The 12,822-nt window shown below is 61.5% G+C and carries 12 protein-coding genes and 1 pseudogene; 8 read left to right on the top strand and 5 right to left on the bottom strand.

Features of this window, described 5'->3' with window-relative positions:
- The first annotated feature begins 11 nt into the window (after nt 1-11).
- The 5 genes and pseudogenes from B6S01_RS08390 to ribH all read left to right on the top strand — a co-directional run bounded on the left by B6S01_RS08390 (nt 12) and on the right by ribH (nt 3,903).
- The gene (locus B6S01_RS08390; RefSeq protein ID WP_231568081.1) at nt 12-467 is read left to right on the top strand and encodes a hypothetical protein; all 456 of its coding nucleotides are present in this window, start codon (nt 12-14) and stop codon (nt 465-467) included.
- A 41-nt stretch (nt 468-508) separates the two neighbouring features.
- Nucleotides 509-1,461: pseudogene (ribD, locus tag B6S01_RS08385) on the top strand (bifunctional diaminohydroxyphosphoribosylaminopyrimidine deaminase/5-amino-6-(5-phosphoribosylamino)uracil reductase RibD).
- Nucleotides 1,462-1,495: 34 nt separating this feature from the next.
- Nucleotides 1,496-2,107 (top strand): riboflavin synthase, encoded by a 612-nt coding sequence (locus B6S01_RS08380; protein ID WP_037468776.1) that lies wholly within the window; start codon nt 1,496-1,498, stop codon nt 2,105-2,107.
- Nucleotides 2,108-2,181: 74 nt separating this feature from the next.
- Complete coding sequence (ribB, locus tag B6S01_RS08375) at nt 2,182-3,465, top strand: 3,4-dihydroxy-2-butanone-4-phosphate synthase (protein WP_037468774.1); 1,284 nt, start codon at nt 2,182-2,184, stop codon at nt 3,463-3,465.
- A gap of 15 nt (nt 3,466-3,480) precedes the next feature.
- Entirely contained in the window at nt 3,481-3,903 is a 423-nt protein-coding gene (ribH, locus tag B6S01_RS08370; protein WP_037468772.1) for a 6,7-dimethyl-8-ribityllumazine synthase, read from the top strand.
- Nucleotides 3,904-4,392: 489 nt separating this feature from the next.
- On the opposite strand, the gene ppsA is transcribed toward ribH, so the two are convergent.
- The gene (gene ppsA, locus B6S01_RS08365) at nt 4,393-6,786 is read right to left on the bottom strand and encodes a phosphoenolpyruvate synthase (RefSeq protein ID WP_037468770.1); all 2,394 of its coding nucleotides are present in this window, start codon (nt 6,784-6,786) and stop codon (nt 4,393-4,395) included.
- A 187-nt stretch (nt 6,787-6,973) separates the two neighbouring features.
- On the opposite strand from ppsA, the gene B6S01_RS08360 reads away from it, so the two are divergent.
- Nucleotides 6,974-7,846, top strand: coding sequence for a cation:proton antiporter domain-containing protein (locus B6S01_RS08360; protein ID WP_197053238.1), 873 nt, complete (start codon nt 6,974-6,976; stop codon nt 7,844-7,846).
- On the opposite strand, the gene B6S01_RS08355 is transcribed toward B6S01_RS08360, so the two are convergent.
- Nucleotides 7,843-9,020, bottom strand: a protein-coding gene (locus B6S01_RS08355; RefSeq protein ID WP_094182605.1) for an IS3 family transposase whose coding sequence is annotated in 2 segments (ribosomal slippage) — nt 7,843-8,756 and nt 8,756-9,020 — 1,179 coding nt in all. Because the reading frame shifts where the segments join, the coding sequence is not laid out codon by codon here. The two genes, B6S01_RS08360 and B6S01_RS08355, sit on opposite strands and share 4 nt — an antisense overlap.
- Before the next feature lie 14 nt (nt 9,021-9,034).
- Between B6S01_RS08355 and B6S01_RS08350 the strand changes: the two genes are divergently transcribed.
- Together B6S01_RS08350 and B6S01_RS08345 are read left to right on the top strand one after the other, a co-directional pair.
- Entirely contained in the window at nt 9,035-9,769 is a 735-nt protein-coding gene (locus B6S01_RS08350) for a thymidylate synthase (RefSeq protein WP_051908446.1), read from the top strand.
- Nucleotides 9,770-10,696: an alpha-glutamyl/putrescinyl thymine pyrophosphorylase clade 3 protein gene (locus tag B6S01_RS08345; protein WP_037467904.1), complete on the top strand. Its 927-nt coding sequence runs from the start codon at nt 9,770-9,772 to the stop codon at nt 10,694-10,696.
- 40 nt (nt 10,697-10,736) lie between these two features.
- Here B6S01_RS08345 and B6S01_RS08340 read toward each other — a convergent pair whose 3' ends face one another.
- From B6S01_RS08340 to B6S01_RS08330, 3 genes are read right to left on the bottom strand one after another with little or no spacing between them, the layout of a single operon-like run.
- Nucleotides 10,737-11,840, bottom strand: coding sequence for an ImmA/IrrE family metallo-endopeptidase (locus tag B6S01_RS08340; RefSeq protein WP_037467906.1), 1,104 nt, complete (start codon nt 11,838-11,840; stop codon nt 10,737-10,739).
- The gene (locus B6S01_RS08335; RefSeq protein WP_037467907.1) at nt 11,837-12,187 is read right to left on the bottom strand and encodes a hypothetical protein; all 351 of its coding nucleotides are present in this window, start codon (nt 12,185-12,187) and stop codon (nt 11,837-11,839) included. The genes B6S01_RS08340 and B6S01_RS08335 overlap by 4 nt, the downstream gene beginning before the upstream one ends.
- A 37-nt stretch (nt 12,188-12,224) precedes the next feature.
- Entirely contained in the window at nt 12,225-12,590 is a 366-nt protein-coding gene (locus tag B6S01_RS08330) for a hypothetical protein (protein WP_081570348.1), read from the bottom strand.
- Nucleotides 12,591-12,822 lie beyond the last annotated feature (232 nt).

The following is a 12,822-nucleotide window of genomic DNA, read 5'->3' as shown; positions in this document are numbered from 1 at the left end:
ATATGAAAGCGATGGCGATCTTCCCCCGTCCAGTCTCTCCCAAGAGCGCCCTCAGCGACCTGTGGAGCTATTTTCGCGAGAATCGGCCGCATAAATGGCCGCTGCTCGGGCTGTCCATGGCGATCACATACGTCATCATCTGGACCTTTGTGGTCGATGCCAACCGCAATACCATGCCGACCCGCAACAAGATCATCTATGTCCAAAGCTGGGACGCCAGCCGGTCGGATGCCGCGATCATCCTGCAGCAGAAGATGGATCTGGCAAAGAGCGAGGCGGCGCTGCAGAAGCGGCAGAAGCAGATGCAGGGCTGGGCCGATGCCTTCGGCATCGACTGGCGAACGGAGGAAGCGCGGAACTCCGCGCGGCGCAAGGAAGCGCTGAAGGCGATCAACGCGCAGCTTGATTCGCGGCTGGCGAAGGCAGAGGCGGCGGATCAGGTCTCGCCCGGCACCCGCCAGCCTTGAACCGCACAATTATGGCTGATCCCGCCGACGACCGCCGTTTCATGGCTGCGGCCATCGCCCTGTCCGAACGCGGACGTGGGCTGTCTACGCCCAATCCCAATGTTGGCTGCCTGATCGTCCGCGACGGCGCAGTCGTCGGGCGCGGCTGGACCCAGAAGGGCGGTCGCCCCCATGCCGAAGCGCAGGCGCTGGATCAGGCGCTGGATCAGGCGCGTGGCGCGACCGCCTATGTAACGCTGGAGCCCTGTTTTCACCTGTCCCCCGAGGCCCACGCTGTGCCGATCTGATGGTGCGGGCGGGGGTGAAGCGCGTCGTCATTGCGTTGCGGGATCCCGATCCGCGCACGGACGGGCAGGGGGCGGCGTATCTGCGCGCCCACGACATCGATGTCGAAATGGGCTTGATGGCGCGGGAAGCGGCTGCGGCCATGAGCGGCTTCGTCCTGCGGCAAACGCTTGGCCGTCCCGCCGTCACGCTCAAACTCGGCCTGTCGCTCGACGGCTGCATCGCGCTCAAGGATGGTGCGAGCCGCTGGATCACCGGCGAGGCCGCGCGCGCGCATGCCCATCTCGAACGTGCCCGCCATGACGCCATTCTGGTCGGCGGCGGCACCCTGCGAGCCGACGCCCCGCGTCTGGATGTCAGGCTCAAAGGGCTGGAGGATCGCTCACCCCGCCGCCTGCTGATCACCCGTGGCCCGGCGCTCAAGGGATGGGAGACCGTCAGCCAGCCGGACGACATCGCCGCGCTTGCCCAGGTCGATCACCTGCTGATCGAGGGAGGATCGGCCACCGCAGCGGCGTTTCTGCGCGCCGATCTGGTGGACAGGCTGCTGCTCTACCGCGCGCCGATCCTGATCGGCTCTGGCCTTCCCGGCATTGGCGACATTGGCCTTTCCGATCTGGCGCAGGCGCATGGCGGCTGGCGGCTGACGGATGAGCGGCGGCTGGGCGAGGACCGGCTGGAGGTTTACGAAAGGCGTCGCACCGCTTAGAGCGCGCCGCATACCCAGCAGGATTGCACGACCCATGTTCACCGGCATCATCACCGACATCGGCACCATTCGCTCCGTCGAGCAGCGCGGCGACCTTCGCCTCGTCATCGGCACCGCCTATGATCTGGACAGCGTTGCGATCGGCGCTTCGATCGCCTGTTCCGGTGCCTGCCTGACCGTGGTGGAAAAGGGCGCTGACTGGTTCGCCGTGGATATGTCGGCTGAAACCGTGGCGCGCACCGCGCCGGGCCTTTGGGCGCAGGGCGGGCGACTCAATCTGGAGCGCGCGCTCAAGGTTGGGGACGAATTGGGCGGCCACATCGTTACTGGCCATGTGGATGGCGTCGGCACATTGGTGTCGGCGACGCGGGAGGGCGATTCGACGCGGCTCATCATCGCCGCGCCTGCCGCGCTGGCGGCCGCGCTGGCCGCCAAGGGATCGATCACTGTCGATGGCATTTCGCTGACCGTCAACAGCGTCGAAGACCAGCCGGACGGCGCCGTTCACTTCGGCCTCAACATCATTCCGCACACCGCATTGGCCACCACGCTGAACGCGCTTCCCATCGGACGCGCCTTCAATCTGGAGATTGATGTGCTCGCCCGCTATCTCGACCGGATGCAGAGCCTCCGCAAGATGATGTGATTTTTGCTTGAACATATCACATCATGATGTGATAACTGCTCTCCACGGCCGATCTGGCCAAGGAGTCGCAGCCAATGTCTTCCGCGCTTATCGATACCGTCCGCACTCTCGTCAACGATGGCGGTATGTCCCGCTCCGGCCTGGCCCGCGCCGCTGGACTGCACGCCAATTCGCTGCGCAAGCTGGGCGAACCAGACTGGAACCCGACTGCCGACACGCTGGGCAAGCTGGAAAGCTATCTCCTTCGCCGCGAAGGTGGCACCGCGCTCGCCAGCCCGGAAGAGATCATCAACGAGGCGCGCAATGGACGCATGTTCATCCTGGTCGATGACGAGGATCGTGAAAATGAAGGCGACCTTGTCATCCCCGCGCAGATGGCGACACCCGACGCGATCAACTTCATGGCGACCCACGGCCGCGGCCTCATTTGCCTCGCGATGACCAAAAGCCGGGTTGAGGAACTTGGGCTCGACCTCATGAGCCGCAACAATGGCACCCGGCATGAAACCGCCTTCACCGTGTCGATCGAAGCGCGTGAGGGCGTCACCACCGGCATCAGCGCCGCCGATCGCGCCCGCACCATCTCCGTTGCGATCGACGGATCGAAGGGCCGCGACGATATCGTCACCCCCGGCCATGTCTTCCCACTGGTCGCCAGGGATGGCGGCGTTCTGGTGCGCACCGGCCACACCGAGGCGGCGGTCGATGTCGCACGGCTTGCCGGTCTCAATCCATCGGGCGTCATCTGCGAAGTGATGAAGGACGACGGCACGATGGCGCGCCTCGACGACCTCATCCCCTTTGCCCAGAAGCACAAGATGAAGATCGGGACGATCCGGGACCTCATCGCCTATCGCCGCCGCCACGATCATATGGTCGAGCGGCGCGCCGAAACCACGTTCAAGAGCGAGTGGGGTGGCGATTGGAAGGCGATCAGCTTCTACAACAAGGCGACGAACAGCGAGCAGTTGGTGCTGCAAAAGGGCCATGTCGTTCCCGATGAGCCCACCCTGGTGCGGGTGCATCAGCTTTCCCTGCTGGACGACGTCTACGGCGCCACCGGCCCTCGTCACGGCTTGCTCGCCAAGTCGATGGAGATCATCGCGCAGGAAGGTGCGGGGATCATCGTCGTTCTGACCGGCGCCTCCCCGGTGGACTTTGTCAGCCGCATCCTGCGCCATCATGCAGGGCAACCCGGCAGCGGCATGGATGAGCTTCGCGACTATGGCGTGGGCGCGCAGATCCTGGCCGAACTCGGCGTCCATGACATGATCCTGCTCAGCAACACGCATCACAGCCTGATCGCGCTTGACGGCTATGACCTCGCCGTGGTTGGGCAGCGGTCCGTAGAGCAATAAAAAGGATATACGGCCGTGGCGAAATTCCTGATCGTTGAAGCCCGCTTCTACACTCATCTCAACGATCTGCTGATCGAGGGCGCCGTGGCCGCGCTGGAGGCGGAAGGGCACAAATATGAAGTCGTAACGGTGCCCGGCGCGCTGGAAATCCCCGGTGCGGTGGCGCTTGCGGCGGAAACCGGGCGCTATGACGGCTTCATCGCGATCGGGGTGGTCATTCGCGGGGAAACCTATCATTTCGAAGTCGTGTCGAACGAGAGCGCGCGCGGTCTGATGGCGCTCAGCATGGACGGCATCCCGATCGGCAATGGCATCCTGACGGTGGAAAATGAGGCTCAGGCCCTGACCCGCGCTCGTTCCGATGAAAAGGACAAGGGTGGGGAGGCCGCAAAGGCGGCCATCGCCATGCTCGCGCTGCGTGAGAAATTCAGCGCCTGATCGTCAGTCGCAAAGACATAGTAAAAAGGGGCCGCCACTGCTCTGGCGGCCCCTTTTCACATCCCGTCAGCCCGCCTTGGCGAGCGTCTGATATCCACATAGCCTTCGGCGCCCTGTGAATAGAGCGTGTCCGCCCGCAACGGATTGAGCGGCGCGCCGACCGACAGGCGATCGGGCAGGTGCTGCTTTTAGCTCTTGTCCGTGTGGTCATCATCCGGGCGGCGAGCCGGACTGTCCTCTGGCCGTCATTAGCAGTTGCGGTCCGTCGGCACCTTCAGTCGCCCTCGCGCTGGTCTCTGTCCTGCTGTTTTCCCGGATCATGATTCACGGCGGCATGATTGACACGCTGGCCAAATCTTCGGCAGCCGTCCTAGGGCCGACTTGGCCGGCAGCGGTTCCGCTGGTGGTTCCCTCGGGTCCTTCATCGCCGGGTCAGTCACGGCTTCTAACATCCTTTTCGGCGGGTTTCAGGTTGCCGCAGCGGATGCATCATGGGGCAGGAACCTCCGCTGCAGCTATGGCGGAACAGGTCTTCACGAAGCTGTCGGGATTGAGCGAGATTGAATCGATCCCTTCGCGGACGAGAAATTCGGCGAATTCGGGATAGTTGCTGGGCGCCTGGCCGCAGATGCCGATCTTGATGCCAGCGGTGTGCGCCTTGCGGATTGCTTCGGCGATTGCGTGCATCACCGCCGGATCGCGTTCGTCGAACATGGCGGCAAGCAGCTCGGAGTCGCGGTCGACGCCGAGCAGCAACTGGGTGAGATCGTTCGATCCGATCGAGAAGCCATCGAACCGCTGGGCAAATTGCTCCGCGAGAATGACGTTGGAGGGGATTTCGCACATCATGTATATCTGCAGCTCGTCCGATCCCCGGCGCAGCCCGTTTTCGGCCATCACGGCGAGCACACGGTCGGCCTCCGCCGGGGTTCGGCAGAAGGGCACCATCACGATCACGTTGGCAAAGCCCATCTCCTCGCGAACCTTGCGCAGCGCCCGGCATTCCAGCGCGAAGCCCTCGCGGTAGCGCTCATCGTAGTAACGCGAGGCGCCGCGGAAGCCGAGCATGGCATTTTCTTCGTGCGGTTCGAAGGCATCGCCGCCGATAAGGTGCGCATATTCGTTGGTCTTGAAATCACTAAGGCGGACGATTGCGGGGTGGGGAAAGAACGGCGCGGCCAGGCGGCCAATGCCGCGCGCCAGCATATCGACGAAATAGTCGGCGGGGTCTGCGTGGCCCCGGACCAGTTCCTGGATCTGGCGATTGTCGGTGGCGGAGACCCGTTCCGGATGCAGCAGCGCCATCGGGTGGACTTTGATCAGGCTGTTGATGATGAATTCCATCCGGGCAAGGCCCACGCCCTTGGCTGGCAACCGCCACCACTGGAACGCTGCCGCCGGATCAGCGATATTGAGCATGACCTCGGTGCGGGTTTCCGGAATGGCCGAAAGATCGATGTCTTCGACCGTGAAATCGAGCAGGCCTTCAAAGATCAGCCCCTTGTCGCCGCTTGCGCACGAAAGCGTGATCTCCTGTCCATCGCGCAGGATGGATGTCGCTGTGCCGGTGCCGACGACGGCCGGAACGCCAAGCTCTCGGCTGACGATCGCGGCGTGACTGGTGCTGCCGCCGCGATCGGTGACGATCCCGGCTGCCCGCTTCATGATCGGGACCCAATCGGGATCGGTATTGCCGGTGACCAGAATTGCACCGTCCTGGAAATGGGCGATATCCGATGCGTTGTGAATAAGGCAGACTTGGCCGCTTGCGGCAGCGCTGCCGATGGACACGCCTGACAATATCGGCTGGGCATCGGACTTGAAGATGTATCGGCGGAAGCTCGCCTGTCCGAGACCTCCGTGAATAGTTTCCGGCCTGGCCTGAACGAGGTAGAGAAGCCCGTTGCTGCCATCCTTGGCCCACTCCAGATCCATTGCCCGGCCATAGTGGCTCTCCACGGCCACCGCCCATCGTCCAAGCTCGAGGATTTCGTCGTCGTTCAGCACGAAAGACTGTTGCTCGGCGAGAGTGGAGGCAACGATCCGGGTCTGCCGGCCGCCTTCCTCCGCGTAGATCATGCGGATGGCCTTGTCGCCCAGCGTCTTCTCGATGATCGGGCGCGCGGCGGAGTTCTCCAGCAGCGGCTTGAACACGACGTAGTGGTCCGGGTTCACGGCCCCCTGCACGATGGTTTCGCCAAGCCCCCAAGCCGCGCTGATCGTGGCGACGCCGGGAAATCCGGATTCCGTGTCGATGGTGAACATGACCCCCGAGCCGGCCAGGTCGGAGCGGACCATCTGCTGCACGCCTACTGAAAGCGCGACCGCGAAATGATCGAAGCCCTTCGTTTCGCGATAGCTGATCGCACGGTCGGTGAAGAGCGAGGCGAAGCAACGCAGGCAGGCGTCGATCAATGCCGCTTCGCCGCGGATGTTAAGGAAGGTCTCGTGCTGTCCGGCAAAGCTCGCATCCGGAAGATCCTCGGCCGTCGCGCTGCTGCGCACGGCTACGGCCGGATCGCGCGATTGCGTCCGTTGGGCGAGAAGGCCGTAGGCGGAGCGGATCTGATCGGCGAGGTCGTCGGGCAGCCTGCTCGCCAGCATGAGTTCCCGGATGGCATGCCCGGCATCCTGTAGAGTCTCCTGCCCGGAACGGTAACACTGGATGTGTTCGCGCATGGCGGGTTCGAGAGCGTTGAGTTTCACGAAGTCCCGAAAAGCCGACGCGGTGGTCGCAAAACCGCTGGGAACGCGCACGCCGGCGCTGCCGAGCTGGCAGACGAGTTCACCAAGCGAGGCGTTCTTGCCCCCGACAGATGGAATGTCGCCAATGCTCAGCTTCTCAAGCCAAACAACGGACGGGTCCGATTGCCCGAATGCCATTTTCTACCTCTCCTCGTTTGACGCCGAACGGGATGCACAGAATGCTGAGGCTAAGACCGATCACCATAGCAGGTCTGTAGGTGTTAATACGGCTTGCCTAGTAAGCTGCTGCTCCGTTTTCGTGGGATCGGGAAGCGCTCGCGCCCGCCAAGAGCAGTGATGAGCACCGAAAATGTCAGGGAGTCCGATGGAATTTATCGTTCAATCTACCTTCGGCGAGATCGCTGCTTTGCTGGTACTGGCGGCTGTCGTGGGTTTCCTTGGAATAGTTCTCCGCCAGCCGCTCATCGTCAGCTTTATCGCAGTGGGTCTCATTGCCGGCCCTTCGGCTTTGGGCCTCGTGCAGTCTGCGGAGCAGGTCAAGCTGCTCTCGGAGCTGGGAATCGCGCTGCTACTATTTCTCGTCGGCATCAAGCTCGACGTTAAATTGGTGCGTTCCCTTGGGACGGTTTCGCTTTTTACCGGTCTTGGCCAGGTCTTGTTTACGTCTGTTTTCGGCTATCTGATCGGCCTTGGGCTCGGTTTGGGGCATGTGACAAGCCTCTATGTCGCCGTCGCACTCACCTTTTCCTCGACCATCATCATCGTAAAGCTTCTGTCCGACAAGCGCGAGATCGATGCCCTGCACGGCCAGATCGCGCTCGGTTTCCTGATCGTGCAGGATCTGGTCGTGGTGCTGGCGATGATAGTTCTGTCAGCGATCGGGATCGGTTCGGCCGGAGAAGCTGAGGGGGCTGAGGGCCTCCTGTCGGTTGTTTTGTCCGGCGGCGCGATGGTCGTAATGGTCATCCTTTTCGTCCGGTTCCTTGCCAATCCCCTGACGGAGCGGCTGGCGCAGGCACCTGAACTCATGATGATCTCAGCTATCGCCTTGGCGGCCATATTCGCGGCCGTGGGTGAATTGGTAGGGCTGGGCAAGGAGGTCGGCGGGCTGCTGGCAGGGATTTCTCTGGCCTCGACGCCCTATCGCGAGACGATCGCGGCGCGTCTCGCGCCGCTCCGTGATTTTCTGCTGCTATTTTTGATCTGCCCCCACCGAGTGGACCGATTGGTTTGTTAGTGGATTAAAACCGCTGGCGCCATATCCGGGTGGAGGTGGAGCGAAGCGGAACCGGAGGCCGGATATGGCGGTGTCGCCGTTTCCGGTGCCGGTGGTCGGTAGCCCAGGCTGCTATGAGGGCGGACGGTGTTGTAATGCCGCCGCCATGCTTCGATCAGCACCTTGGCCTCTGCGAGGCTGTAGAAGATCTCGCCGTTGAGCAGTTCGTCGCGAAGCGACCCGTTGAAGCTTTCGTTATAGCCATTCTCCCATGGTGATCCCGGTGCGATGTAGAGCGTCTTCACGCCGATCTGCCCCAGCCATTTCTGGACAGCTGTCGCGACAAATTCGCTGCCATTGTCGGACCGGATATTCGCTGGCGGGCCACGCGTGATGAACAGGTCGGCCAAGGCGGCCAGCACGTCTTCGTGGCGGAGCTGCCGTGCGACAATGAGCGCCAGGCATTCTCTGCTCGCCTCGTCGATGATGGTCAGGATGCGGAACTTGCGGCCATCATGCGTCCGCCCTTCGACGAAGTCGTAAGCCCATACATGCCCCGGATACTCGGGCCGCAGGCGGATACATGATCCATCGTTGAGCCACAGGCGTCCCCGCTTTGGCTGGCGCGGCGGAACCTTCAGTCCCTCACGCCGCCAGATACGCTCAACCCGCTTATGGTTCACCGTCCACCCCGCATGGCACAGCAGCGCCGTCACCCGGCGGTAACCATAACGACCATATTGCTTCGCCAAGGCGACGATGTCCTCGGTCAGCGCCTGTTCGTCATCCGCCCCACGCGGCACCTTGCGCTGTGTCGATCGATGCTGGCCCAGCACCCGGCATATCCGTCTCTCAGACACCCGGACTGGAAGCTCTCGTCGCAGATGATCGATGCAGCGCCGTCGCCGCGCGGGGCTCAGAAGTTTCCCCGTGCAGCCTCCTGCAGGATCAGCTTGTCCAGCGTCAGGTCCGAGATCGCCCGACGCAGCCGCTGGTTCTCTCTCTCCAGATCCTTCATCCGCCGCGCCTGGTCGGTCTTCAGCCCGCCATATTCTTTGCGCCAGCGATAATAGGTCTGCTCGCTGACCCCAATCCGGCGGCACGCCTCAGCGGTCGACGCCCCCTGCGCCAGCACAATCTCAACTTCACGCAGCTTGCCGATGATCTCTTCCGGCTTGTGCTTCTTGCTTGGCATTCAATGTCCCCTTCGTGGTCCAGACTATCATAGTCTCTGGGCCACTCAGCGGGGGGCAGATCAACGGACCGCGTATCCGAACAAGGCATGGATTCGACCAGCTGGAACAGGTCATCGAGATAATGAGGCGGAAAGACGGTAGTCGTCGGGCAGTTATCCAGCTTTATGATGCGGCCGACCTGCTTACCGACGTAGACATTCCGTGTACCTTGGGCCTTCAATTCCATCGACGCGGCGGCCTCCTGCACATGACCGCCATGATGCGCTCGAACGACGCTTATCTGGGCCTCCCCCACGACGTCTTTTGCTTCACCGTGATCCAGGAACTGGTGGCGAGCGAACTCGGCCTCGAAGTAGGCGAGTACACCCACATGGTCGGCAGCATGCACCTGTACGATTCCGATAGGGGAAAAGCGGAGCAGTACATCAGCGAAGGGTATCAGCGCGCTGCCGAGATGCCGGCGATGCCAGGGTCGGAGCCATTCGTCATGATCGGGAAACTGCTCGCGTTCGAGCGGAAGGCGAGGGTCAATGAGGAATCCGACCCAGACGCCGAGCTGGGCGAGGACTATTGGGCAGACTTAGCCCGGCTGCTCCAGATCAACTTCGCCAGAGACGACCAGGAAATCATGGAAATATCAGCACGTATGCGTAACAATTTCTACCACAGCTTTATCGAAGATCAGCGGGAGCGAAAATCAGAGGCTGCCCGTCGAGCAGCAGCGAAAGTGAAAGTGGAGCAAGCTTGAATGAAGTGGCCGCAACGTCAGGCGCGTAAGGAAGAAATTTCGGATCTTCTACTCCAGCATCATCAGAACATCCGCGAGTTACCAGGTATTGCCGATCCCCGCGCCCGTGACACGCTGGCGATGCAGATGATCGCCAGCATCCGGCGCGAGGACTATTTCAGGATGATTCAGCGACGTGGCCCGATCAATCCCGATCGGGCGGATCCGAACTCAGCTGCCTTCGAGGCCGAGCTCGGCGTCGTCCATCTGCTCCAGCAGAACGCCTATGATGAAGCCGCCTGGCTGATCTTCCTCATGGTCTATCTGGCGAAGCCGGAGATCGGTGGGTGGCATCGTCTGCGTGACATCTATGGCCGCCTCGGCGCTGGACAATGGGACTGGGCGTCTGTGAGCGCCGATCCGGCAGCCTTCGAGCAATGGCTGGCTGCCAACTGGCAGGCAGTCGGCGGGAAGTTCGGCAACCACAGGAAGTATGAAAGCCTAGATCCGGACACGAACCGGCCGATGGGCCCTGCCATCGTAACCTACGTGAACTGGGTAAACGCCGCAGGCGATCACAGGACGCTCTTTTCGCAGACTGTTCTGGACGCAGGCAACGACCCACACGTCATCTTCGACGCCTTCTATCACGGCTTGCCCGTTAAGGGGTTCGGACGGCTGGGGCGCTTCGACTGGGTGTCCATGTTGTCGCGGTATCAGTTCATCCCCGCTGAAGCAGGGACGGCATACCTTCAGAACGCGACCGGACCGAAATCGGGCCTGAAGCTGTTGTTCGAAGGTGATCCCAAGGCGGAAGTCTCACCAGCCACGCTCCAGGCATGGCTCGATGACCTCGACGCTGATCTGAGCGTCGGGATGGAGGTGCTAGAGGACTCCATCTGCAACTGGCAGAAAACGCCCACGGTGTTTCAGCACTTCAAGGGGTGAACTGAACAGCCAACACCGTTCTCGCCACGAGCGCTAGCACTTAGTCCTCGGCGAAGATTTCTTCCCACGTCCAGTGGCGCCGCAGTCTGCGCAGGACTCCGTGCGGCACAATGCCTCGATGCTGGAGCTGGCCGAGAATCATTCCCGGGGACACCCCGAGCGACACGGCAAAGCGGCGGATGGGCTCGTCACGCGCCGGAAGGCTCTCGAGCTCGGCCTCCCTAAACTTCGGAACGATAATCGTTGCCGCGAATTCGTTGGCTTCGCGCTCCTGAGGATCGTCAGCGACGTCCATTCCCTCGACGTCCACGAAGGGCGCGCCTTCATGAAGCAGCAGATGTCCGATCTCGTGGAAAAGGGTAAACCAGAACTGATCGTCCGCACGATGACGGAAGCTCATGAGGATCATGGCCTTATCGGGCGCAATCATGCGGCTCGCGCCGCTTGCACGGCAGCCCTGCGGAGCTTTCACGATTACAAGGGCCACTCCACATCCGGCCAGGAGCGCGGCTAGGGGCTTCAGAAAACGGGAAGGCTTCCTTATCCTGGAAAGCGCACGGATGTCCGACAGGCGTTCGTTCAATTCCTCGCGCGACCAAGCCTCGGTCTGGCGGAGGTTCGCCTCAAGCTCTCCCTCACGCAGCCACAGGGACGTGGCGCCGTCGTGTGCAGTGAACGTAAGCGAACGCCGAAATCGCGCTACGCGCTGGTTCGGACCATAGCGCGCATCCCAAGACTTGAGGGTGCTGACGCCGAAATAGGCGAGGCGGCGTTCAAGCTCAGTCGTCCGCGTGTTCGCGGTGATCCGTCGCTTGGGGCCTGGAGTGGGAATCTGTTCCAGCCAGGCATCCGCTTCCTCTGCAGGCAGCTGCTCAACGGCTTGGGAAAGAGATTTCTGATACTTCTCTTGGCGAGAAATCCAGAATGGGATCGATCCGCCGACAGTGCTGGACAGTGCCGACGCTGCTTCGTCGTCAATTCCGCCGAAGCCACTGAGTATCTCGCGCAACTGGGGCATTCCGCCTGCAAGGCGTTCAGCAACGGCGCTCGGAGAAACCCGGCGTCGACGCATCGCCGACAGGACGCTGTCACCCGGTCGGGAGAACCAGTCCTTGTCAAACGGCTGAACTTCGACCTTCGTCATTGCGAAATCTCGATCAGCATAATTCTACGCACCTGCCCCCAAGCGACACTACCATTATCTGCACGTGGTAGATTTTCGCCCACCGCCTTGAACGCTGCCCGGTAGTGTGAACCGAACGAGAAGGAAAGGGAATCCCCCTCCAAAAATTCACCGTCGCGAAAATCTATCAGTTCGTCGGTAGTCAAGAAGGACTCCGCTTCGGCTAGAAGCTCGTGCAATTCCGCTGCCGCATGCGGACCGAATTGGCTCTGAGCCTCTTCGATCCTAGTGCAGACGTTTTTGAGCTCTTCTGTCCTGAAGGAGACGTTCAGCACGGCGCCTCGCAGATCGTGGAGATCAATCGGCATACCGGAAAGGCTGCCATCCGGCGCGTCGAAGCGAGCATCATTGCGGCAGGGGCGACCCGTGAGGCTTGGACGCCTGCTTCGCGCGGATCTGGTCGATCCTTTCCCAATTACGCACAAGCTCCCGATCGCCAGCTTCGTCCATGTTGATGGCGGAAGCACTGCACAGTGCGGCAAGGGTCACCATCGTGCCGCCCACCTCTAGATCGGGACGCCCAATTGGCCGGTCATAGACATACTGCACCAACGCTGCGGCATCCTCACGCGAGCATCCGTTCGCCTGAGCAAGTTCCAGCGCTTCCTCAAGAAAGCGATGTGTACGCTCAGCACGGTCGGACCGCACTGCGGCAGGAAAACATGCCTTCAGCCATTCCTCAACCCGCTTCTGGAAACTAGTGATTTTCAAGATAACCCCCGGTCTCATTTTCATAGTTCACGTAGCTGAAACGATACAAGAGGAATGAGGTTACTCGATGAGACATGTTAGCACCTTGCTATACGCGGCATTTCTGCGCGCGATTCGTCGAATTGCACATCCGTAGACCTGATTTGCATAGCTTGGACCTGTTGATCGCTGAAACTGAGAGGGTCCTGATCTCCACATGACGGGTGTCTGACGCGAAGTAGATACGCTGCCA

Origin of the sequence: Sphingobium herbicidovorans (genome assembly GCF_002080435.1) — a bacterium.
Lineage (GTDB): Bacteria > Pseudomonadota > Alphaproteobacteria > Sphingomonadales > Sphingomonadaceae > Sphingobium > Sphingobium herbicidovorans.
This window is presented reverse-complemented; position numbering and strand designations above follow the sequence as displayed.